The 22,510-nt window shown below is 67.5% G+C and carries 15 protein-coding genes; 5 read left to right on the forward strand and 10 right to left on the reverse strand.

Going from position 1 to position 22,510, the window contains the following annotated elements; genetic code table 11:
• Positions 1-26 precede the first annotated feature (26 nt).
• From OXI49_06885 to OXI49_06925, 9 genes are all read right to left on the reverse strand, one after another.
• Positions 27-3,083, reverse strand: a complete 3,057-nt coding sequence (locus OXI49_06885) for a PQQ-binding-like beta-propeller repeat protein (GenBank protein MDE2690226.1) — start codon at positions 3,081-3,083, stop codon at positions 27-29.
• A complete protein-coding gene (locus tag OXI49_06890; GenBank protein ID MDE2690227.1) occupies positions 3,080-5,269 on the reverse strand; it encodes a sulfatase-like hydrolase/transferase in 2,190 nt (729 codons plus the stop codon). Before OXI49_06890 ends, OXI49_06885 begins: the two co-directional genes overlap by 4 nt.
• Positions 5,270-5,303: 34 nt before the next feature.
• Positions 5,304-7,298 carry a PQQ-binding-like beta-propeller repeat protein gene (locus OXI49_06895; protein MDE2690228.1) on the reverse strand — a complete coding sequence of 665 codons (1,995 nt, stop codon included), beginning with the start codon at positions 7,296-7,298 and terminating at the stop codon, positions 5,304-5,306.
• Complete coding sequence (locus tag OXI49_06900; GenBank protein MDE2690229.1) at positions 7,295-7,753, reverse strand: DUF6152 family protein; 459 nt, start codon at positions 7,751-7,753, stop codon at positions 7,295-7,297. The genes OXI49_06895 and OXI49_06900 overlap by 4 nt, the downstream gene beginning before the upstream one ends.
• Positions 7,750-8,580, reverse strand: coding sequence for a hypothetical protein (locus OXI49_06905; protein ID MDE2690230.1), 831 nt, complete (start codon positions 8,578-8,580; stop codon positions 7,750-7,752). Before OXI49_06905 ends, OXI49_06900 begins: the two co-directional genes overlap by 4 nt.
• Before the next feature lie 11 nt (positions 8,581-8,591).
• Positions 8,592-9,332: a hypothetical protein gene (locus OXI49_06910; GenBank protein ID MDE2690231.1), complete on the reverse strand. Its 741-nt coding sequence runs from the start codon at positions 9,330-9,332 to the stop codon at positions 8,592-8,594.
• Between the two features lie 332 nt (positions 9,333-9,664).
• Positions 9,665-11,098: an MFS transporter gene (locus tag OXI49_06915; GenBank protein ID MDE2690232.1), complete on the reverse strand. Its 1,434-nt coding sequence runs from the start codon at positions 11,096-11,098 to the stop codon at positions 9,665-9,667.
• 35 nt (positions 11,099-11,133) lie between these two features.
• Positions 11,134-12,246: a Gfo/Idh/MocA family oxidoreductase gene (locus tag OXI49_06920; protein ID MDE2690233.1), complete on the reverse strand. Its 1,113-nt coding sequence runs from the start codon at positions 12,244-12,246 to the stop codon at positions 11,134-11,136.
• A gap of 12 nt (positions 12,247-12,258) precedes the next feature.
• Positions 12,259-16,203: a PmoA family protein gene (locus tag OXI49_06925; GenBank protein MDE2690234.1), complete on the reverse strand. Its 3,945-nt coding sequence runs from the start codon at positions 16,201-16,203 to the stop codon at positions 12,259-12,261.
• Between the two features lie 171 nt (positions 16,204-16,374).
• Between OXI49_06925 and OXI49_06930 the strand changes: the two genes are divergently transcribed.
• Genes OXI49_06930 through OXI49_06940 form a run of 3 tightly spaced genes read left to right on the forward strand, consistent with a single transcriptional unit; the run spans position 16,375 to position 19,248 of the window.
• Positions 16,375-18,141 carry a hypothetical protein gene (locus OXI49_06930; protein MDE2690235.1) on the forward strand — a complete coding sequence of 589 codons (1,767 nt, stop codon included), beginning with the start codon at positions 16,375-16,377 and terminating at the stop codon, positions 18,139-18,141.
• A gap of 6 nt (positions 18,142-18,147) precedes the next feature.
• The gene (locus OXI49_06935) at positions 18,148-18,960 is read left to right on the forward strand and encodes an AraC family transcriptional regulator (protein ID MDE2690236.1); all 813 of its coding nucleotides are present in this window, start codon (positions 18,148-18,150) and stop codon (positions 18,958-18,960) included.
• A 51-nt stretch (positions 18,961-19,011) separates the two neighbouring features.
• Positions 19,012-19,248 carry a type II toxin-antitoxin system HicB family antitoxin gene (locus OXI49_06940; protein ID MDE2690237.1) on the forward strand — a complete coding sequence of 79 codons (237 nt, stop codon included), beginning with the start codon at positions 19,012-19,014 and terminating at the stop codon, positions 19,246-19,248.
• 98 nt (positions 19,249-19,346) lie between these two features.
• On the opposite strand, the gene OXI49_06945 is transcribed toward OXI49_06940, so the two are convergent.
• Complete coding sequence (locus OXI49_06945; protein MDE2690238.1) at positions 19,347-20,765, reverse strand: aspartyl protease family protein; 1,419 nt, start codon at positions 20,763-20,765, stop codon at positions 19,347-19,349.
• A gap of 65 nt (positions 20,766-20,830) precedes the next feature.
• On the opposite strand from OXI49_06945, the gene OXI49_06950 reads away from it, so the two are divergent.
• Together OXI49_06950 and OXI49_06955 are read left to right on the forward strand one after the other, a co-directional pair.
• Entirely contained in the window at positions 20,831-21,430 is a 600-nt protein-coding gene (locus OXI49_06950; protein ID MDE2690239.1) for a PH domain-containing protein, read from the forward strand.
• A gap of 53 nt (positions 21,431-21,483) precedes the next feature.
• Positions 21,484-22,497: an NADP-dependent oxidoreductase gene (locus OXI49_06955; protein ID MDE2690240.1), complete on the forward strand. Its 1,014-nt coding sequence runs from the start codon at positions 21,484-21,486 to the stop codon at positions 22,495-22,497.
• Positions 22,498-22,510 lie beyond the last annotated feature (13 nt).

Here is a 22,510-nt window from a genome sequence, read left to right on the forward strand (position 1 = left end):
CCGGCCGGAGGCCGGCGACCACTCTCCTACCGCCTTTCCGCCCACTCCTTCTCCAACTGCCGCGCCCCGCGCATCGTCATTCCCATCGAGTAGTTGCCTTCGTGGCAGGCGTACTCGTAGATGCGCTCGTCGGTGTGCAGCCACGGGAACGAACCGCCCCAGGTCGCCTCGTAGTCGGGATCGTCGACGCTGAATTCGTAGAACAGGCTGCCGTCCGCCTGCGGCGTGAAGCGCTCGACGATGCGCAGCCCCTCGTGCGCCACGCCGACGGGACTTCGGACGTTCTTGCGTCGCTCGTTCGCTCCCCTTGCCACGCCCTTGCGGCGGAAGTTCGTCGTGTCGACGACCAGGGTGTCGCCCTCCCACCGGCCGATCGATTCGCCGGCGTAGGAGAGCACTTCTTCCGGCGGGTGCTCCGAGCCGAGGCGGACGATGCGCGCCTCGTGCATCAACTCCGCCAGGATCACGACATGGGTTGCGGTCTGGGTGATGCGGTAGTAGGCGCCGTAGCCCCTTCGCAGGGTCGGGATCGTCGCCCGATCGGAGTAGATGCATCGCTCCCAGAGGCCGATGAGTTCCGGATCGTCGAAGATCCGGTGTTCCCCATTCGTCGTCGGGATGGCCCGGCCTCGTATCCCGGCGACTTCGTCCGCCCGCAGCCACCAGGCGCCGTCGGGATTCGGGGGTCCCATGCGATCGGCGATCGTGAATGCCGGCCGCCGCTTCCTTCCCGCCTCGGTCACCGGCGGCATGCGGCCGTTCGGTGGGTCGGTGAGGACGGAGTTCCGGTGCCTGCCGTCGACCGTGAAGACGATCGTGCCCATGTCGAGAAGTGAGAGGGCGTTGGCGCCGGTGACCCGGCCGCCGGCGTAGCCGCCATCCGGCGGCGGAGGACGATCGGGGTCACTTGGGAGGCCTTGCTGGGCGGCCCTCGCGGCCGCGGACTCCTCGATTCTCCTGGCGTCGTCGGCGCCCATGTAGGGGTCGTCGCCGTATCTCGGATGGCGCTCGAAGGGCGTCAGCGTGTTGACGGTGTACGTGCCTGAGAGATCGGGCTCGCCGCCCGGCATCCGCGGAATGTCGTTCTCCGCGGCCGGCAGGGCGAAGGCCACGAGTTGAGCGGTCTCCGGGCCGCTGCGCGCGGTTCTCGAAACCACCTTGCCGCCGGCGGGCACGACGATGTACTGGCGGCCCTGGTGCAGGTAGGTCATCGGTACACCGTGCAGGGTGGCCTCCGTCTCCACCTCCGCCAGGAGCTTGCCGGTTGCCTTGTCGTAGGCCTGGAGGTAGCTGCCCCTGGCGGCGCGAGCGTCCCAGCTCGGCCAGTTCGGCACGTAGGTGATCAGCAGGGTCCTCGTGATCAGAAGTCCACCCTCGCGGTTGCCGCTCGAGGGGCGGCTGCCGAGGGGGCCGAGATCGAGATGCCGGATGGCGGGGTGGTCGGTCGGTCCCTCGCCGAACGGCACCATCCAGGCGTGCTCGCCGGTGTTCAGATCGATCGCCGTGATCCGCTGATACGGAGGCTTGAGGAGCGGCAGTCCCTGGGGGCTTCCGACACGACCGCCGCGGCTGACCCATCTCCACTCGCTGCGCGCCGGGTCCGGCGGCGCAACCGCCACGCCGGTCGGCTGCGTTCGCGACTGAACGTAGAGGACGCCGGTCAACGGATCGAGCGAGGCGCCGGGATGGTTCGCTCCACCCGCCATCCCCGGCACCGCGAGCGTCGCCGTCTTGCCTCCCTCGCCCGCGACGATCGGGGGCGTGAACATCGGTCCCAGGAGGAACTCGTCGGCGATCTCGAGCGCCTCCTCTCGCAGTTCCGGCGTGAAGTCGATCAGATCGTCGATCGTCACGCCCTGGAGATCGAAGGGCGCCGGCCTGGTGGGGAAGGGCTGGGTCGGAGCCGTCCACTCCCCGGGCACCGTGGTCTGCGGCACCGGGAGCTCTTCGATCGGCCAGATCGGCTCGCCCGTGACCCGGTCGAAGACGTAGGCGAAAGCCGTCTTGGACACCTGGGCGACGATTTTCCGCAACCGGCCGTCGATCACGACGTCTGCGAGAACTGGGGCGGAGGCGATGTCCCAGTCCCAGATGCCGTGATGAACGGTCTGGAAGTGCCAGATCCGCTCGCCGGTTTCGGCGTCGAGACAGAGCAGGCTCTCGGCGTAGAGGTTCGCGCCGGGCCGGTGGCCGCCCCAGAGATTGCCGGTCGGCGTCGTGGTGGGGATGTAGACGTAGCCGAGCTCCTCGTCGCCGGCCATCGCTCCCCAGACGTTGGCGCCGCCTACCCACTTCCAGGATTCGTTGTGCCACGTCTCGGTGAACTCTTCGCCCTCCCGCGGAATCGTGTGGAACCGCCACTTCGGCTCGCCGGTACGGACGTCGTAGGCACGCACGTGGCCGGGCGGAAGACCCTGCTTCGTCGCCGGCGCATCGGCGATTCGCGAGCCCACGACGAACGTGTCGCGAATCACGATCCCGGGCGAGCCGGCGCTGATGTCGCGCTGGAAGACCTCCTCGCGGCCCAGGCGGTCATCCGACAGGTCGACGATGCCGTCTTCTCCGAAGGCGGGGTCGGGGCGTCCCGTGGCGAGGTCCAGCGAGATCAGTTGCTTGCCGCTGGTGATGAAGATGATGCGCTCGGCCTCGCCGTCGGTCCAGTACTCGAGGCCTCGGGGAGTGGCGCCGTAGGCTTGCGGGAACTCGTAGCTCTTCGGGTCGTAGAGCCAGAGTTCCTCACCGGTCGCGGCGTCGAGGGCGACAATCTGCCAGAGGCTGGTCGCCATGTAGACCCGGCCGCCGATCATCAGCGCCGAGCCCCGGAAGGTGCCCGGCTCCTCCCTCAGGTCGTGATCGGCCGACTTCCAGCGCCACGCGACCTCGAGTTGCTCGAAGTTCCCGGCATCGATCTGGTCGAGGGGCGAGTAGCGGGTGAAGGCGTGGTCGCGGCCATGATGGGGCCACTCGGCGCTTCCCTCGCCTGACTGGGCGAAGGCGCCGGTTGCCGTCGAGGCGGCTGCCAGCAGTGCCAGGACCAGGGAGGCCTGCCAGATGGCGGAGCGCCGACGAACGTTCTTGTTCACTTGGCCCGCTGCAAGGCGGCTTCGGTGAGGATCCGCAACTGATCCACATCATCGGCGCTGGCGCCCAGGTCGATGACGATCGTCGTCCCGTCGGCGAGGATCTCCCAGCCGTCGGTGTCGGACTCGCCGACCAGGGTGCCTCGATCGGCCGGAGGGCCGAAGTCGGGGTTGGCGAAGGCAAGGAAGTCGCTGGCGGCGAGGCTGGCCGAACGCGCGGCGACGCCGAGGATGTGGTCGTCGAACGCGATCTCGACGCCATTCAGTGCGGATGTCTCGGTGGGGGCGAAGTGAAGCAGATAGCTGTGGACGACGGTGCCCGCGGGTACGGTCGCGCCGGGCGGCGGGTTGTCGCTGTCGTAGGCGGCGGGGGCGCCGCCGCTCTCGACAACGAGGTCCTCGCCGAGGGTGGCGAACTGCCTCTCGACGACCAGTTCCGGACGATCGGCGGAGGTCCGGCGAGCGGCTGAGAGATCGCCGGGGACGGTCTCGTCGCCGACGTCGCCGAGAAGGTCGACGCCGTCGGCCGCTGCGATGCGGGTGTCGTAGTCGGCGCCCTCGCGGCTGGCCGCGGTGTCCACCTCGTACCAGGTCGTGATCTCGTCGAGAAGCGAGGTGAAGATGGCCTGGATCTCTGGCGACTTCGAGTCGACATCGGCGTTGGTGGCTACCGGGGTCTGTTCGCGGGGGTCTTCGAGCAGGTCGTAGAGCTCCCATTCCCGGCCGCTGGTCACCGAGATCAGCTTGTAGCGGTCGTCGAGGATGGAGCGCCCGCCGCCCACCGTCATTAGTCCCCGGCCGCCGCGGCCCCGGCCGGCGCTGTCGCAGTCCTCGGGCTCGCCGGCGGCGCGTTCCGGAACCGGGTCGTCGCAGTCGTCGAAACGGAGACGGCCCAGGCGCGGCGCCGAGCGATCACCAAAGATGACTTCGGACATCGACTCGCCGTCGAGCGGCCGCGAGTCGGGCAGGTCGACTTCCCAGATGTCGAGGAGCGTCGGCAGGTAGTCGCTCGTGATCATCGGGGTGGAGGTCTCGCCGGGAGCGATCCGCCCCGGCCACTCGACGATGCCCGGTACCCGGACCCCGCCCTCCCATATGGAGCCCTTGAATCCGCGCAGACCGGCCTTCGCCTCGTCCCGGTCGTCGAGTCTCACGGACCCCGAAAGCCCGTTGTCGGAGGTGAAGGCCACCAGCGTGTCGTCTTCGATGCCGAGCGTTCGCAGGTGGGCGCGCAGGCGGCCGATCTCCCTGTCCATCGCCGTGATGCCGGAGTAGTAGGCCTTCTCGTAGTCGTTCATCTGGCTCTGCTCTTCGGAGGAGTAGAACTGGTCGAGAGTCGCCTGGTCGAGGCGATGCGGGCTGTGCGGCGGATGGAACCAGACGACGGCGAAGAAGGGGCGCTCGGCGGCAACGGCGTCGTCGATGAACCGCATCGTCTCCCGGACCAGGATCGCGGAGGCGTCGCCGGCGAGGGTGGGGGAGTCGATGTCGATGTGCTGCTCGTGGCCGGTCCAGTAGTGCGCCCCGATGTGGTTGCCTTCGCTGGGGAGAGGCCCCGCGGGGTCGATGCGCATCGGCTCGAAGGTCGGCAGCGCCTGCGGGGACGCCCAGGTCCGCTCGTAGCCGTGATGCCACGGCGCCGAATAGAAGTCGCCGCCGCTCCGGCCGAAGCAACGGCCGCCGCAGCGCGCGAGATCGTCCGCGTCGGGTTCGGGTGTCCGGTTCAGGTTGCCGATGTGCCACTTGCCGAAGTGTCCGGTCATGTAGCCCTGGGTCTGGGCCAGTTCGGCGATCGTCAGTTCCAGGTTGCGGAGACCGTCGTTGTAGGCCATGTCGACGTGGTTGCGCCGCGGCGAGCGGCCGGTGACGAAGGACGACCGGGTCGGACTGCAGTTCGAACCGTGCGAGTACATGCGGTGAAACTGGAGGCCGGCCGCCGCCATCGCGCGCAGCTCGGGCGTCTTGACCTCGCTGTGGCCCGGAAAGACGTCGCCGGGGGCGAGCTGCTGGGAGTACTCGACGTCGCCCCAGCCTTGGTCGTCGCTCATCATGAGAATGATGTTCGGCCGCGGCGGAGTCGGCGCCGGTCCTGCCTCCTCGCCCGAGGGAGCGGCGCAACCGCAGGCTGCGAGGCCGAGGACGAGCGCGCCCGGCCGGTGGGAGAAGGAGCGTGCGACGTTCCTGATCATCTCGCGGACCTCCTTATCCCGCCGCGTGCGGTCGTCAGTCCTCTCGGGGCAGGGCGAAGGCCACCAGCTCCGCCGTCGCCGCCTGGACGTTCGCGTTCCTGCCGACGGCCCGGCCGCCCGGCCTGCCGCCTGCCGGGACCACGATGTACTGGCGCCCCTGGTGGCGGTAGGTGATCGGCACCCCGTGCAGTGCGGTGTCGGTCTCGACCTGGGCAAGCACCTTGCCGGTGGCCTTGTCGTAGGCGGTGAGGTAGCTGGCTGTCGCCGTCGGAGCGTCCCAGCTCTCCCGCTTCGGTGAATGGGTGATCAGCAGCGTCCTGGTGACCAGAAGCCCGCCTTCGCGGGTGCCGCTCGAAGGGCGGCTGCCCAGTGGGCCGAGGTCGAGATGGTGGATCGCGGGGTGATCCGTCGGGCCTTCTCCCAGCGGCACCTGCCAGGCGTGCTCGCCGGTCTTCAGATCGATCGCCGTGATGCGCCGGTAGGGCGGCTTCGTCAGGGGCAGCCCCTGGGGGATCTTGAGTCCTCCCGCTCCTCCCGTCGACTTCTTCACGTAGCGGAACTCGCTGCGGGCGGGGTCCGGCTTCGCCAGTCCCCAGGCGCCGAGCTGGGTCGTCGACTGGACGTAGACGATTCCGGTCAGGGGATCGAACGAGGCGCCGGGATGATTGGCCCCGCCGCCTGGGCCTGGCGAAACGATCGTGCCGAGCTTGCCTCCTTCGCCGGCGACGATGGAGGGCGTGAAGATCGGTCCGGTGACAAACGACTCGATGACCTCGACCGCCTCCTGGCGCAGCTCCGGCGTGAAGTCGACCAGATCGTCGACGGTCAGGCCCTGAAGATCGAATGCCGGCGGTTTGGTCGGAAACGGCTGGGTCGGCGAGAGTCGCTCGCCGGGCACCGTGGACGCGGGAACCGGCCGCTCCTCGATCGGCCACAGCGGCTCGCCGGTGACCCGATCGAAGACGTAGATGAAGGCGGTCTTCGACGCCATGGCCACGGCCTTGCGCAGCCGGCCTTCGACGACCACGTCGACCAGGTTCGGGGCCGAGGCGTTGTCGTAGTCCCAGATGCCGTGATGCACGGTCTGGAAATGCCAGACGCGTTCGCCGGTCTCGATGTCCACGCATACCAGGCTCTCGCCGTACACGTTGTCGCCGTGGCGGTCGCCGCCGTAGTAGTCGCTCGACGGTGTCGAGGTGGCGAAGTAGACGTAGCCGAGCTCCTCGTCGGCGGCGAGCGGCGCCCACACGTTCGTGTTGCCCATCCACTCCCAGGAGTCGTTTTCCCAGGTCTCGGTGAAGTCGTCGCCTTCCTGCGGGATCGTGTGGAAGCGCCACTTCTGCTCGCCGGTGCGCACGTCGTAGGCGCGTACGTGGCCCGGCGGAATGCCCGTCTTCTTCGACGGTACGTCGAAGATCCGCGAGCCGACGATGTACGTGTTGCCGACGACGATCCCGGGCGAGCCGGCGCTGATGTCGCGCAGCCGGATCCCCGGGCGGCCGAGGTCGTCGAGGGCCATGTGGACGAAGCCCTCCTCGCCGAAGTCGGGATCGGGTTGGCCGGTCGCAAGGTCGATCGAGATCAGCAGCTTGCCCGAGGTGGCGAACAGGATGCGCTCCTCCTCGCCGTCGGTCCAGTACTCGATTCCCCTGGGACCCGAGTACGCGGCTCTGGGTGCCTCGTACGCCTCGGAGTCGAACACCCAGATCTCTTCGCCGGTGGCGGCATCGAGTGCCGCAAGTTGCCACAGCGTGGTCATCATGTAGACCCGGCCGCCGATCATGAGCGCCGAGCCGGAGAAGGCGCCCGGTACCTCTCTCACGCGGTGGTCGGCGGACTTCCAGCGCCAGGCCACCTCAAGCTGGGAGAAGTTCTCGCCGTCGATGTCCGCTAGCGGCGAGTAGCGGCTGAAAGCGTGGTCGCGGCCGTGATGCCGCCACTCGACGTCCGGGGCGCCGGACTCGGCGAAGGCGATGGGGCCTGCCAGGGGGGCCGCCACTGCCGCCAGTAGCGTGTACGCAGCCCTCATCGGTTCGACGGCTCCGACGGGTCGGCCGAATCTCTCGGCGCGCCGGTGCCGGAAGAGCCCAGGAACAGCCTCTCGCCGTTGGTGTAGGTCACGGTGCGTCCCGCACACTTGTTCGAGCGGTCCTTGGCCTGGAAGCCGTCGACGACGATCTCGGTGCCCGGCATCAGCGAGTCCTTGGTGAAGCCCCGGCGAAACAGGCTCGGGGGACTGCCGCTCTCGACCATCCAGATCTCGGTCGAGCCATCTTCCTTCGCGACCTCCATGTGGATCCACGCATGCGGGTTGATCCACTCCATCCGGGTCACCTTCCCGGTGAGCTTGACCGGACTGTCGGCATCGAACTCGGCAGCGAAGGCGTGGTGCCCCATCGCCGGTGCGGCGCCCACGGCGAGAGTGAACGCGACTGCGGCCATGAGGACTTTGGTGGGCACCATGTTGACCTCCTTCCGGGTCATTCGGGCTCTTCGGCCTTCCAGACACCCTTGCTCAGGTGGCGGTACATCAGCTCTTCCGCGAACACCACGCACTTGAAGTCGAGGAGCTGCATGTTCGTCTCGATCCGTCGATAGAGGGGAAAGCTCACTTTCCACGGGCGGGTGTAGGTCCTGGGGTCGGTGATCGTCGCCTCGTAGTGGAGATGGTCCGGTCCGGTCGCCGTGTAGCGCTCGAGGACGTGGATCTCCCCGCTGTGGTGATTACCGGAACTGTCGAGCCACGTGTCGGGAACCTGGGCCGAGACATCGATCACCAGGGTCTCACCCTCCCAGTGTCCGCGGGAGTGCCCCATCCAGTTGTCGCCGGGACTGTCGAAGTCGGGCCGGTTCATGTAGACGATCCGGCTCGCGCTGGCGAACTCGTAGGCGAAGATGACGTTCTCGGGAGTCTGGATGATCTGGAAGGGGAAGGGCATGTAGTTGGCGCGGGGGATGCCGGGCATGAAGCACTTGATCGCCGGGTCCAGCTCCCACCACCGCGCGAGGTTCTCCTCCTGCTTCGCCCTCGCCGCCTGGGTGTAGGGGATCTCGCCGCCTTCGACGATGCCCAGGCCGCCCGGAACGGCGCCGAGCGCACCGAGTTCGACGATCGGGCCGCTGCGGGCGGCGTGGGCCTCGATGTCCCAGTGCGCCGTGGTCAGGGCCTGCCAGATGCCGTTCAGATCCGGCTCGCCATCGCTGGTGCGCGGGGCTAGGTAGTCCTGCCCATGGACCGGCGCTGCCGCCGACACTGCAACGACTGCCGCGACGATGGCGGAAAGCCCTGCGCGCCGCATTCGGTTTCGCACGCTCCCGCCTCTCACTCGGGGTCCGCCGCGGCGGCCGCCGCGGCCTCCTCCTCGCTGACGCGAGCGCCGCGCAGGATGTTCGCCATGTTGTAGTTGCCCTCGTGGCAGGCGAACTCGAAGAGCGGCTCGTTGCGCTTGCCCATCGGCATCCTCACCGTCCACGGCCTGACCCAGATCGGTGGATCGTCGATCGTCACCTCGTAGAGCATCACCTCAGGGCCGACTCGGGTGAAGCGCTCGGTCACCACCAGCTCTTCCGAGTTGAGGGAGTGAAACCAGGTCTGCGGGGTCCCTCGCTGGTGGGTGCCGGCGTACCCCTTGGGCAGGTAGTTCGCCGTTTCGACCACCAGGGAGTCGCCGTCCCAGCGGCCGCGCGAGTCGCCGAGCCATAGTCCGATCCGGCGATCCGGGTGGGGTGAACCGTCTAGGGGAATGACGCGCGCCTCGTGGTACCACTCCATGACGATGACGACGTGGTCCCGGTTCTGGACGAACTTGTAGTACTGGTTGAAGTTCGCGCGCACGGGCACGCCCAGGGTCACGCAGCGCTCGCCCAGGGAGCGGTCCTTCCAGGTGTCGGCCGGATGCTCCTCAAGGTACTGCTGGAGTTCGTCCCAGTCCTTCTGCGCCTGCTCGGTCAGAGCCGGAATCCCGCCTTCGGGCGGGTCGATGACCAAGTCGGACAGCCTCGCGCCGCCGCGGGTGCCGCCGATCTCCACCCACACCCCGCGCAGGTCGGGGTGGCCGTCCACGGTGCGGGGAACGGTCCAGCCCGCTGGTGTTTCGGGAACCTCCACGGGCCCGCGAGCTCTCCTTTGAGCCGCACCGAGGCCTGGCAACAGCAGCGCTAGCACGACTCCAGCCGCCAGGCGTCGCGAAGACGATCTGCGCATCAGTAGCCTCCTGCGGGTTCTCGGCCGGTGCTGCCCGTTGTAGGCGCACTCGAAGAACGGCGGTTCGGTTCCGCGGAGCTGCGCCCTGGCAGTGCGCCCTTGGTGCAGCCGACCAGCTATTGGATGGCGGTGGTTCTGCCCTTGAGGCTATGGGAAGTTCCGGTATTTTGTCAAACGCCGTGTGGAGAACGTCAGGTTTCGTTCTGCGACGTCAGTTCGATCTGCTTGTAGCCGCCTGCCCGCCTGAAGTGAATGATCAGGTAGAGGAAGCCGAGCGCCATGAACACCGGTATCGCCGCGGTGATCTTCAGAGCGGTCTGGCCGCCGTGGAACGACGCGTCGCGCACCGCCTGTTCGTCCGCGGGCAGTTCAATGCTGAAGTCCTTGGCCTTTTCCATGACCGGGCCGGCCTTGGAGCCGTCGAGGCCCTGGACGGGGGCGAAGAACAGGAAGCTGTTCGTGCCCTGGGCCTTGTACTCCTCGTAGACGTCGGCGTGGTCTGTCTGCAGGTCATGCGAGGCGTGCCGATCCTGCAGGTAGCCGATGCCCGGGCCGCCGAGCAATCCGGCCGAGAGCATGCCGACGCCTCCGACGGCGCCCAGCGTCAGGGCGCCGCCGCGCGGGAAGCGCTCCGAGACGACGGCCAGCATCGTCGGCCAGAAGAAGGCCTTGCCGGCGCCGTAGATCGTGGCGGCGATCATGACGGTCACCGCGCCGGCCAAGGAGCCTAGCGAGTAGAGGCCGATGGCCGCGACGGCAGAGCTGACGAAGAGCAGGCCCAGCGGGTTGATCCGGTGGACGATCGGCCCGGCGAAGAAGCGCAGCACGAACATCAGGATGGATGTGTAGAGCAGGATGAACAGTCCCTTGCCGCCGAGCACGGTGTCCATGATGTTGACGATCCAGCTGTCCGTTCCGAGCTCGACGTAGCCGATGCAGACGTGGAGCACGAGCAGGAAGAGCAGCATCGGCGCGGCGAATTCCTTGACCATGTCGACGAACTTGACGCCGGCGGCGGCCGCTTCGGACGTGGGGAACTTCTCCTTGACCATCATCAGGACGTAGATGAGGGTCGGAATGAGGTAGAGCGCGAGGACGATCTCCCAGCGCACGCGGCCGATCAGGCCGATACCCAGAAGAGAGCCGCAGATCAGGCCGGCGGGCCAGCCGGCGTGCAGGATGTTCAGGTAGTGGGTCTTCTCCTTGCGGTACAGGGTCGCGACCAGCGGGTTGATGACCGCTTCGCAGATGCCGTTCGCGACCGCGAAGATGAAGACGCCCCAGAACAGGCAGAAGTAGGCCCCGGCGCGGGCGAAGTCCGGGTTCGTGTCGATCGATCCGTTGTAGATGACGGTGGCTGCAACAGCCACGATGACGGAGAGCACGTGCAGGACGCCCGCGCCCATCAGGAACGGCTTGTAGCCGTAGCGGTCGAGGAAGGCGCTGGCCACGAGGATGACGAGTCCGAAGCCGACGAAGCCGCCGCCGGTGATCTGTCCGAGTTCCGTCTGCGTGAAGCCGAACGCCGTGCCCCACTCCAGGAGAAGGCCGCCGCGGACCGCCGTGCCAAGGCCGGCAACCAGGATGGTGAGGAAGCTCGCGATCAGTAGCTTGGTCTTGTTCATTGGCCCTCCTGAAGCCGGGGTTATGGAGTCGGGTCCTACGTTCTGAGCGTGAAGCCGGGCAGATGGACGATCTCGCCGCCGTTCAGGGCGGATTCGTGGGCGCAGATGCCGACGCACGTCCAGTTGGCGCTCGTGACCGCGTTCGGCCAGGGATCGCGGTCGTCCTGCAGTGCGCTCAGGAACTCGTGCACGAGGTGGGGGTGGGAGCCGCCGTGGCCGCCGCCCTGGATGAAGGAGAGGTGCTCCGCGTCATGGATCTCCTGGGGCAGGGTGAAGTGGCGGATCGCTTCCGGCAGCAGGTGCGCATAGTCCGGCACCTCGATCTTCTCCGGGATCTCGTGCTCGGGCTTCTTCGCCGTGTGCAGGACGTGGGGCTCGTCCTCGATCAGGGTCCACTCGAAGCTCTTCTTCGTGCCGTAGACGTCGAAGCTTTCGCGGTACTGCCGTGCGACGTCGTAGAGGAAGCGCCAGATGTGGGCGACCAGGTCGCTGTCTTTGACCTTGATGTGGCAGGTCTCGACGGCGAAGCGGTTGCCGGACTTCTCGGCGATGTCGTCGCGGACGACGCCTGAACCGAAGCAGCTCACGTACTCAGCCAGCCCGTCGACCAGGCCCAGGCAGGGACTGACGACGTGGGTCGCGTAGTGCATCGGGATCATGCGCTCCCAGTAGGACGGCCAGCCGTCCATGTCCTGGGGGTGCGAGGCCGCCAGGTGCTGGATGTCGCCGAGCTCGCCCTTGTCGTAGAGCTCCTTGATGAACAGGAACTCGCGGCTGTAGACGACCGTCTCGGCCATCATGTACCTGAGGCCCGTCTCCGCGACCTTCTCGACGATCTTGCGGCAGTCGTCTACGGTCGTCGCCATCGGCACGGTGCACATGACGTGCTTGCCGGCGTCGAGCGCGGCGAGCGACATCCAGGCGTGGTCCGGGATCGGCGTGTTGATGTGGACGTAGTCGACGTCCGGATCGGCGAGCACGTCGTCGTAGTCCGTGTAGCGCCGCTCGATCCCGAACTGGTCGCCGACCTTGTTCAGTTCCGCTTCGTCGCGGCGGCAGATCGCGTGGACGTTGGCGCCGGGACAGGCCTGGTAGATGGGGATGAACTCGGCGCCGAAGCCGAGGCCGATCATGGCGACGTTCGTCATGCGCCTTGATTCCTACGAGCCCTGTGAGCCCGCCTCGTCGGCGGTCATCAGATACGCGACCAGGTCCGCCACCTCGTCGTCTCCGTACCCATCGAGCAGCCCCTCCGGCATCATCGAGAGCGGGAAGTAGTCGAACGACTGAATGTCCGACTGCGGGATGACGACCTCGTCCTGACCGACGACCCGGAGCGTCATGGAGCGGGGACTCTTGGTGGCCACGGTGCCCGAGTAGGTGCGGCCGTCCCGGGTGGTCACCATCAAGGTCTGGTAGACGTCCTGGATGTCGCCGCTCGGGTCGATGATGTTCGTCAGCAGGTAGTCCAGCTCCGTTCGGTTGGAACCGGTGAGGTCGGGGCCGATGAGGCCGCCCTCGCCGAACATCTGATGGCAGACGCCGCAGAGCTCGGTGAACATCTGCTCGCCGTGGGCGGCGTCGGCCGCCGCGATCGCGTCGTCGCTCAGGATCGTCGTGTACTTCGCGATCGCTGCGGTCTTCTCGCTCGAGACCCGCGTGATGGGCCCCCAGACCTCGAGGAAGCCGCTGCCGACGACCCGGTGGAGCTGGCGGGCGACGTAGGCCGGCACGTCGCGCCGCGGCACGCTTCCCTCCTTGATCGCGCCCATCAGCACTCGCCCGTAGATGGGGCGGGACGCGAGCGTCTGGACGGCGGCGAGCTTCTCGTCCGCGTTGAAGGAGTCGTAGCGCCCGAGCAGCAGGAATCCCGTTTGCCAGCGGCCGTCGAACGCGGCGTAGGCGCGGAGCGCGGCGATCCGCACCTCGGGTTCGTCGAGCAGGGCCGGAAGCCGCTCGAAGAGGGCCTGGTGCTGCTGATCGGCGAGGCCCCGGATGGCCCGCCGCCGGTCTTCGGCCGGTGCGCTCTCGTCGTCGAGGGTTGCGAGGAACTGCCGCGCGACCTCGACGCCGCCGAACTGCTGTTCGACCTCGAGAGCGAGGTCGGCGACGCTGCGGTCGCGCTTCAGCCGGGCGTAGACCCGATCCCAGTTCTCCGGGGGCTCGGCGAAGACGTGCCCCTCGAGTCCGGCGCGCATTCCCCGGAGCAGGGCCGGACGGGCCTCTGACCGGTCGTCGAGCGAGGTGACGAGGAACTCGAGCTCGTTCGCGTCGACGGCTCGGCGCGCGATGTTCTCCGTGAGCATCGGGATTCGGGAGGTCCTGGCCAGTCGGAGCGCTCGCATCGGATCCTCGGGAACCAGCGGCTCGATACCGAACCAGATCATCTTCGGGATGTTGTGGTCGTCCGCGTCGTCGCCTTTCAACACCAGGTGCTCGGCGATCGACCAGCGGACGTCGTGCTCGACGCGCTGGAGAGCCGCCGCGAGGTAGAGGCGCACGACCGGCGAGGTGTCGCGGTCCGCCAACTGGATGAACTTCTCCGTTGCGGCAGCCGGCGCGTCGTGGTCCTCCGTGAGGAGTTGGATCGCCCAGGCGCGGACGTGCTCGTCCTCGTCGTCCAGAGCGGTCATGAACTCGTCGGACGTGAAGCCGCCGGTGACGTGGAGCGCCCACATGGCCCGCAGGCGCAGGTCGCCGTCCGGGTTCGACGCGAACATCTCGTGCAGCGCCTCGTGCACCGAAGCGTCGACTTCGCCCTTCGCCGCCCGGCCCTGCAGGACGACCCGGGCCCGGCGCGCGTGCCAGGCGCTCTTCGAGAGTTGCAGCTCGACGAGTTTCTCGTTCGACATCGACTTGACGTCGTCGTAGCGGCCCTCCCAGTCGTCCGCCAGGGACTGCTCGGGCGTGATGCGGAAGATACGCCCGGTCTCCTTGTGCTGGACGTCGTTGCCGCAGATGTCGGCGTCGTGCCAGTCGAGGACGTAGACGTCGCCGCCCGGTCCGATCTCCATGCTGAAGCCGACCCACTGCTTGTTGTTGGCGAGCAGGAAGTCCTCGCCGTGGTGGGCGACGAAGCTGGATCCCTTCGGTTCGAGTTCGTCGGTCAGCACCGCGTGCTCGTGGATGTTCGCCATGAACAGCCGGCCGTGCTGCTCCTCGGGGAACGCGTCCGACAGGTAGACGCGGGCGCCGCCGTGTGCGGAGCGGTGCCGGTGGTTGACGATCGTGCGGATGTCGCCGTAGACGTACGGATTGAAGTGCGAGCCGCCCTGGCGGTGGTAGATGCCGCCGGGGACGACGTGGAACAGGTGGGGGATCACGCAGGCGGTGATGAAGATCTGTCCCTTCGCGTCGTAGTCGATGCCCCAGGGGTTGCTGAAGCCGTGGGCCACGACCTCGAAGCGGTCCTTCGTCGGGTGGTAGCGCCAGACGCCGCCGTTGATGTCGACCCCATCCGCTTCGAGCAGGTCCGCGGGGAAGGGATCGTTGTGGCCGTAGATCGTCTCTTCCGGGCCCGGCTTGCGGATCACGGAGGGCGTCGCGAAGCCTTCGAGACCGTAGAGCCAGCCGTCGGGCCCCCAGTGGAAGCTGTTGATCGTCTCGTGACGGTCGCGGATGCCCCAGCCGGTCAGCAGGATCTCGGCGTCGTCCATGTCGGCAACGTCGTCGCCGTCGCGGTCGGGGAGGTAGAGGAGGTGGGGCGGCGCGCCGACGAAGACGCCGTCGAAGCCGACCGCCAGCGCCGCCGGGAACGGGATGCCCTCAGCGAAGACCTTCCTGCTGTCGGCCGTGCCGTCGCGATCCGTGTCCTCAAGGATCAGGATCTTGCTGTCGCCCGAGCCGGAGAAGCCGCGGCCGCGGGTCTCGTAGTCGCGGTTCTCGGCGATCCACATGCGGCCGCGGTCGTCCCAGGCGAAGGCCATGGGCTGGGTGATCATCGGCTCCGAGGCCCAGGCGTTCACCTTGAATCCCTCGCGCACGGTCATCGCATCGACCGCCTCTTCCGGGGTCAGGAACTTCTCCTGCTTCGCTTCCCGCTGGGCGATGCCCCATAGCGATGACGTCGAGTAGGAGCCCTCGGCAGCCCCGGTGTACTCCTCCCAGTCCTCCGTCAGTTCGAGGTCGTTCAGCTCGCCGGTGTAGACGATGAGCCGGTGTCGTATGACCTCGGTGGCGCCCTCCGGGATGTGCCAGTCGCCCATACGCGCCCGCGTGGGTCCGACACCGAGCTGGCCGTCGACACGCCAGGTCTGGGGGTAGCCGGCATTCATCGGGTGATCGAAGATCGCGACGTGCAGGAAGTCGTCGCGGCCCTCGACCTGCATGCCGACATCGACCCACATCGCCCGCTGGCCCTCGGCTTGCCGGTTGCGCTGCCGCGCCGCGTTGACCGCCTCGCCGGGGATGTCCCTGGTCCAGGGCATGCGCAGGAACATGCCGCCGTAGGACATCTCGTTGATCGAGACGTCGGTGTGCGCCTCGCCGGCCCATTCGAGATCGAGGATGAAGCGGTCTTCCTCGGCCCGCATGGACCAGTTCTGGGTCTCGGTCATGAAGGCCTTGCCTTCGGCGTCCAGCATGCCGTAGACCGTCTGCCACTGCACCTCGGTCCCGGCCTCCGTCACCACGGAGGACGACTCGCGGCGCCAGTAGTCGCCGCCCGGGTTGTGGAAGTAGTCGCGGCCGACGGCCTTGGCGATCTCCTCTGGCTTGTCGCGGCGGTAGAACCACTGCCGGAGCGTGTCTTCGTCCATCGGCTCGCCGTTGACCCGGGTGAAGCCCCAGTAGAGCCCGGTCTGGTGAGGGTGATGGCCTGGGCTGTACTGCGTCGCCAGGCCCTTGCCGTCCGGAGCGACGATCGGGTGCAGGAACGGCCGGTGCTCCGCGCCGGCGTTCTGGGTGACGATCGGTTCCTCTTCTCCCTCCCGGTAGATCGAGATCGAGCCGGTTTCTTCGTCCTGAACTGCTCGTAGCGGAACAGCTTGCACCGCTTCCTCCGCGGTCGCTTCCCCGGCGCCGGTGCCCCGCGTGCAGCCGGCGACGAGCGCCGCCAGAATCAGTAGAACGATCGGTACCCATGCCGGCGCGGCCGGAACTCTCATCCGCCTTCCTCCCTCGATCCCTGAAACCCGTCTTGGAGACAAGGGCGCATCCTATCGTCCCGCCAGGAGGTGGCGCCGTGCGAAGCACAGCGGGGGCAGTTCGCAAGATCGGTCAGGTCCGGCCGCAGCTTCGGTCAGGCGCGGACGCTCCATCGGTTCCAGACTTCAGGTGTGGGGACCACACCTGACCGGGTAAATCCGGCCATCCGGCTCTTGCAGCACCGGCGGTTGCCGGTGGCGGCAGGAGTGCTGGCCGCTCTGCTGTTGCTGCCCGCGCTCTGGGGCGGCTTCCAGCTCGACGACCACCTCCAGCGCTTCCGGCTCCTGGGGCTCGGCGACCCGTCGATCCAGCTCTTCGTCTTTTACGACGGCGATGTGGCGGCCAATCGAGGCCAGATGGAAGAGGGCACGCTGCCGTGGTGGGCTAGTCCCGATCTACGGCATGCGAACTTCCGCTATCTGAGCGTGCTTTCAATGCAGCTCGACTACCTGCTGTGGCCGAACTCGCCGGCACTCATGCACCTGCACAGCCTGGTGTGGCTGGGGCTCTGCGTGGGAGTTGCGGCGGCGCTCTACCGCCGCCTGTTCCGGCGGGAGGCTTCTCGCGCGATATGGGCGGCCGGCCTGGCCGCCCTTCTCTACGCATTGGACGACGCCCACTCCCTGCCCGCGGCGTACATCGCCAACCGGAACGCCCTGCTGGCCACGTTCTTCGGTCTCCTGTGCCTGGAGTGCCATGCGAGATGGCGGGATGATGGGTGGCAAGCCGGTGGCGTGCTGGCCCCGTTCTGTCTCGCCCTCTCGCTGCTGTCCGCCGAGCTCGGTGTGTCGACGCTTGCGCTTCTCGGCGCCTGGGCACTGGTCCTCGACCGTGGCCCGTGGCGGGTGCGGCTCCTTTCCCTGCTGCCGCATGCCGGCGTGGCGTTCGGCTGGTTCCTTTCCTACCGAATCGGCGGTTTCGGCGCGCAGGGATCGGGCGTCTACGTCGATCCTCTTGGCGATCCGGCGCGCTTTGTCGCCCTTCTCGCCGATCGGACCTCGGCGCTGATTCTGGGGCAGTGGACTCCCTTCCCCGCGGATTGGGCGTTTGTCATCGACTCCGGAACGAGTGCGGCGTGGGGCCTTCGGTTCGCGACGCTGACCCTGGTCGTCGGTATCGGCTGGCTCTTCTTCAAGATCCTGCGCCGGAGCCCCCTTGCTCGCTTCTTCCTGGTCGGGGCGGTCCTATCGCTGGTCCCGATCAGCGCGGTTGGTCCACAGAACCGCCTTCTGTTTTTCGTCGGCTTCTGCTCGATGGGGCTTCTGGGTTGCCTTGCCGCTGGTCCTCTCGACGCGTCGCGGCGGCTGGCCTTCGGTGGGCTCCTGGTGTTTCATCTCTTGGCGGCGCCGGTGGCGGCTTACGTGTTTCTGGACGTCCAGAATCGGGCGGCAAGGCGGATGGAGGCCGCGTCGGAGAGCGTGCCGGACGATGTCGGGCTCGACCGGCACGACGTGATCCTGGTCAATCCGACGGACTCCGTGTACCTCACGACTTCGATCGTCACCATGCGCTGGGCCGATGGGCGCGCGGCGCCGCGCCGGCTCCGGGTGCTGTCGAACGGCTTGACCGATGTGCGGGTCGTGCGGGTGGGTGAGACGGAGCTTCTCGTCGAACCCGCGGCGGGTCTGTTTCCCGACCCCTTCAGCCGCTATCACCGGTCGAGCGAACGGCCTTTCCGGGCAGGAGACGTGAAGGAACTGAGCGACCTCCGGGTCGAAGTCCTCGAAGTGGATCCGGAGGGCGGAGGACCGTCGTCGATCCGGTACGACTTCGCCGAGCCACTGGAGGTTGAGCGCTACCTCTGGATGGTCTGGAACGGCGATCGCTACGAGGAATGGTCGCCGCCGGCCGTCGGTAAGGAGGTCGTCCTGCGTTCACGGCCGGGTATCTTCGAATGACGCGAGATGAGAGCTTCCACGGACAGCCGACATCGTCTCTTCGTCCAGGCGGCGATCGACTACATCGCGGATCGTCCGGCCGAAACGGTTCGGCTTGAGGACCTGGCCCGCCATATCGGGCTGTCCCCGGCCTACTTGCAGCGACTATTCGTCACGCACGTGGGGGAGTCGCCGGCCCAGTACGCACGGCGCCTGCGGCTCGAGCGGGCCGCATGGCTGTTGCGCCGGCCAGGTGCGACCGTCACGGAGGTGGCGCTCGAATCGGGCTGGGGAGCGCCCGAGGCGTTCACTCGCGCTTTTCGCTCGCGGTTCGGCGTCTCACCCAGCGGGTACCGCCAGGGCTTGAGGGCGCGGATGCGCGAGCGCACCGAGCCCTTGGACGTGGTGCGACGGCCACCCTCCCGGGTTGCCTGCGTCCGCGTCGTGGGGCACTACGACGAAGCGGACGACGCCTACGACCATCTTAGGCACTGGGCTGAGCCACTCGGCCTTCTCAAGCGCGGGAACTTCCTGGGCATCTACTGGGACGACCAGACGATCACCGATTCGGGGAACACGCGGTGGGACGCGGCGATCGAAGTGCCGGACGAGCTGGGGCGAGTGGTCGGCCCGGGCATCCAGGAGCGCCACCTTCCCGGTGGCGCCTATGCCGTGGTGCACCACCGCGGCCCGGCCTCGGTGCGAGAGACCTACGAGGCACACTTTCGCGACTGGTTTCCCCGCTATGGCTGGAAGCCGGACGCCCGACCGATGATTGTCGAGTTCAGCCGCGCAGGAGACTCTTCGGAGGCGTCTCTCTACGTCGCCGTGACGCGGTAGGCGTTGTCGGATCGTCTAAAGCCGCCGTCCGGGTTGTACGATTGGGGGCCTATGGAGAAACACCGACTCGCCAGTGGAGAGTCCACCTACACGGCCGTCGTAGAACGCTGTCCCGAGACCGGTCTCTACGTTGGCTACGTGCCTGGCCTGTCCGGGGCCCACAGTCAGGCCGAGACCCTTGAGGAACTCAACGCGAATCTGCGCGAGGTCATCAGTTTGATCCTCGAGGACGGACCTCCTCCCATCACGGGCGAGTTTGTCGGGACGCAGGTGGTCGTGGTCGCGTAAGAGCTGCGTGCCGTCGATCCCCGTACTGAAGGCGCGCGAGACAATCCGTATCGCTGCTACTCGGCGCTAGGGCGCCGTTCGGCCTTGCTTAGCAGCTTCTACGAGCCCTCGCCGGGGAAGTAGTACTTCATCCTGTCGAAGTCGATCGTCCACGACCCCTTCGGCCAGAGGTACTGGTGCGAGATCAGGACGTCCGCCATGAAGCCGAACCGCCAGAAGAAGTCGTTTTCGACGAAGACGTTGCCCAATGCTTGCGCCGGACCGCTGGGCAGACCGTCCAGGCCGTGGGACTCGATCGGGGACCAGTAGTAGGGCGTTCCCTCGATCTCGGTCTTCTCTAGCTCGAGGAACTCGACGGTTTCCTCGACGATGACGAGGGGCATGCTCGCGGCCAGGCCGGAATCCAGGAAGTAGTTCATTCCCGGGTGGCCGTTCAGGCTGCCTCTCGCGAACATCAGGTGGGTGCTGGTCATGTAGAAGGGAACTTCGACGGGCGGCATGTCGCCGAAGGTCTCCATCACTTCGGCAAGGGTCTCGGCGTTTCGCTCGCGGAAGGTGATGCGGCGGTTGTCGTAGTCGACGGTGGTCAGGAACTGCTTGATGATCTGCGTGGTGAGGACGCCGTCGGAGGTCTGGCCGAGGGCCTTCCAGGTCGCGCCGATAACCGGCACGTTCGAGAGCGTCACATCGCCCATCGTGACGGTCGCGGCGACGCCCAACGGTTCCTCGACCGTTTCGCCCCCTGTGTAGGCGTAGCGGGCTTCGCGGTTGGCGAGGGTCGGAAGGCCGATGCGCTCGTAGATGCCCTTGTCGAGGTAGAGCCGGTCGCCGCCCGTGTCGAGGATCAGGTTGACCGCCTCGCCGTTGATCTCGAGGGTCACCTGGGGCAGGGCCCCGGGCTGGGTGATGTCGTTCGTCATCGGCAGGTGGGCGATTCGCTCGTCGCCGGTCCATTCGATGGCGTACGGCTCGCCCTCGAAGGCCTTCATGAACGTGAGCAGGCTTGCCGACGCTTCCGCCGTGTCCGGTGCGGGCAGCTCCCGGGCCCTCGCGAAGTCGTTGGTCTGGTAGTGCGCCAGGGTCAGTCCGCGGAGGGCCTGGGCATGGAGGTCCGAGCCGTTGTCGGCGAGTTCGAGAAGCGGTTTGTACAGCCTCACGGCCCGTTCGTAGTCACCCAGCAGGTATGCCGTTCCGGCCGCGAGCCGCAGGTCGCCCGCGTGGCACGTCGCTGCTGTGCCCAGGGGTGCGATGACGTCGTCGGCTTCCCAGATGTCGCCCAGCTTGAACAGGACCTCGGCGTAGGCACGGCGGGCTTCGTCGTTGTCGGGTTCGGCCTCGAGGGCCTGGCGCCGTGCTTCCAGGGCCGCTTCGACGTCGCCCCGGAGCCTCGGGTTCCACTCCTCCGCTTCGGTACCTGTCAGCTCGCCGCAGGGAGCGGAGTCGCCGCGACAGCTCCAGGTGGTCAACCCGATGGCCAACGCGACCAGCGTGACGACGAGCGGCGTAACGTTCCTCATGGGCTACATTCTCCCGGTCGGTGTCGTCCCGATTCTACGAACCGTCCCAACCAGGGGAGCCGCGCATGACCGACGTCGCCATAGCCGATCCGGAGTTGCACACGGGCGAGGAGCCGATCCTCCGCGAGGCGACCTTCAACCCGAAGGTGCGCAACTACTGGTTGCTGACGGGCGCGTTCGTGCTGACCGTCAGCATCGTCGGGATCCCCCTTCTCATCTTCTGGTTTCCCATCGGCTACGTCCTGACGGGTCGTTACCTGGAGCGCGTTCGCTGCGTGCTGACCGAGAAGAACCTCCACGTCGCGAGGGGCGTCCTGGTGCGGCAAGAGAAGACGGTTCCGCTCGACAAGATCACGGACCTGGCGATGTCGCACGGCCCGATCATGCGGCAGCTCGGCCTGCGCGGTCTGTCGGTGGAGACGGCGGGCCAGTCCGGTCCCGGCAGTCTGATCAAGCTGGTCGGCATCGAGGGGACCGAGGAGTTCCGTGCGGCCGTGCTGGCCCAGCGCGAGCGGGTCGGGGCAGCAGGCGGAAGGTCGACCGCACTCGGGGTAGCCGTAGGCGGAGAGGGTGATGCGAGCGCGGAATCGACGGAGCTGCTGAGCGAGATCAGGGACTCGCTGCTGCGGATCGAGAAGCGGTTGGGCGACGGCGGCGGAGGATAGGGTGCCGCGACCGGCGCGCGGCCGGTGCAACCCACGATCCCCCGGAGCCAGCCATGACCGAGAACCGCCAGATCATCATCGACTCCTTGCCGATGGACCGGCTAGAGCCCGGCAACTACGCGCTGCGGACCGTCGAGGCGCCCGCGCCGGGCGACGGGGAAGTGCTGTGCCGTACTCTGGCGATCACGATCGGCGCCGGTCAACGGGCGGGTCTCCAGGGCAGCGCGAGCTACGCCGGCGCGCCTCGTGCGGGCATCGTGATGAGCGGCACCGCAGTGGCTCGCGTCGAGGCGTCCAGCGACGATGCGGTTCCTGTCGGCTCGCTCGTCGTCTGTCGGGCCGGCTGGCAGGACTACTCGGTGCACGCGGCGTCGAAGGTGCGCGTCGTCGATGATGGCAGCAGCGGCGGCGATCCGGCGCACCATCTCGGTGTCTACGGCACGAACGGGCTGACGGCGTACTTCGGGCTTTTCGACGTCGGCGAGCCGAAGGAAGGGCAGACCGTCCTCGTCTCGGCAGCCGCCGGTTCGGTCGGCCACCTGGTCGGGCAGATGGCGAAGATCGTCGGCTGCCGCGTCGTCGGCGTTGCCGGCGGCGAGGCGAAGTGCCGGCTTCTCACGGAGGAACTCGGCTTCGACGCCGCCGTCGATTACAAGAGCCCGAGCTTCCGGAACGACTTCAAGGAGGCGACGCCCGATCGCATCGACATCTACTTCGACAACACCGGCGGCGAGGTCCTTGGCAGCGCGCTGCGGCGGATGAAGGTCGGCGGCCGCATCGTCTGCTGCGGCGTCGTCTCCCAGTACGACACCTCGAAGCCGGCGCCGGGGCCGTTCGGCGTCCCTGGTCTGCTGATCAACTTCCGCGTCCGCATGGAGGGCTTCCTCGTCTTCGACTACGCGAAGCGCTATCCCGAGGCCTGGACCCGGATGCGCGAGTGGGTCGAGGCCGGCAAACTGGTCCCGAGGCAGGATGTCTTCGAAGGTCTGGAGAGAGCGCCGGAGGCGTTCGTCGACCTGCTGGCGGGCGGCAACGTGGGGACGCGGATCGTGCGTGTCGCGTCGTGATGGGAGGAAGGAA

Source organism: Acidobacteriota bacterium (genome assembly GCA_028875725.1).
Taxonomy (GTDB): domain Bacteria; phylum Acidobacteriota; class Thermoanaerobaculia; order Multivoradales; family Multivoraceae; genus Multivorans.

What these genes read in the sequence shown, in the direction of transcription:
- OXI49_06950 (MDE2690239.1), top strand. Translation starts at nt 20,831, where the DNA reads ATGACCGACGTCGCCATAGCCGATCCGGAGTTGCACACGGGCGAGGAG.
- OXI49_06895 (MDE2690228.1), bottom strand. Translation starts at nt 7,298, where the DNA reads ATGAGGGCTGCGTACACGCTACTGGCGGCAGTGGCGGCCCCCCTGGCA.
- OXI49_06900 (MDE2690229.1), bottom strand. Translation starts at nt 7,753, where the DNA reads ATGACCCGGAAGGAGGTCAACATGGTGCCCACCAAAGTCCTCATGGCC.
- OXI49_06915 (MDE2690232.1), bottom strand. Translation starts at nt 11,098, where the DNA reads ATGAACAAGACCAAGCTACTGATCGCGAGCTTCCTCACCATCCTGGTT.
- OXI49_06925 (MDE2690234.1), bottom strand. Translation starts at nt 16,203, where the DNA reads ATGAGAGTTCCGGCCGCGCCGGCATGGGTACCGATCGTTCTACTGATT.
- OXI49_06940 (MDE2690237.1), top strand. Translation starts at nt 19,012, where the DNA reads ATGGAGAAACACCGACTCGCCAGTGGAGAGTCCACCTACACGGCCGTC.
- OXI49_06935 (MDE2690236.1), top strand. Translation starts at nt 18,148, where the DNA reads ATGAGAGCTTCCACGGACAGCCGACATCGTCTCTTCGTCCAGGCGGCG.
- OXI49_06945 (MDE2690238.1), bottom strand. Translation starts at nt 20,765, where the DNA reads ATGAGGAACGTTACGCCGCTCGTCGTCACGCTGGTCGCGTTGGCCATC.
- OXI49_06890 (MDE2690227.1), bottom strand. Translation starts at nt 5,269, where the DNA reads ATGATCAGGAACGTCGCACGCTCCTTCTCCCACCGGCCGGGCGCGCTC.
- OXI49_06955 (MDE2690240.1), top strand. Translation starts at nt 21,484, where the DNA reads ATGACCGAGAACCGCCAGATCATCATCGACTCCTTGCCGATGGACCGG.
- OXI49_06920 (MDE2690233.1), bottom strand. Translation starts at nt 12,246, where the DNA reads ATGACGAACGTCGCCATGATCGGCCTCGGCTTCGGCGCCGAGTTCATC.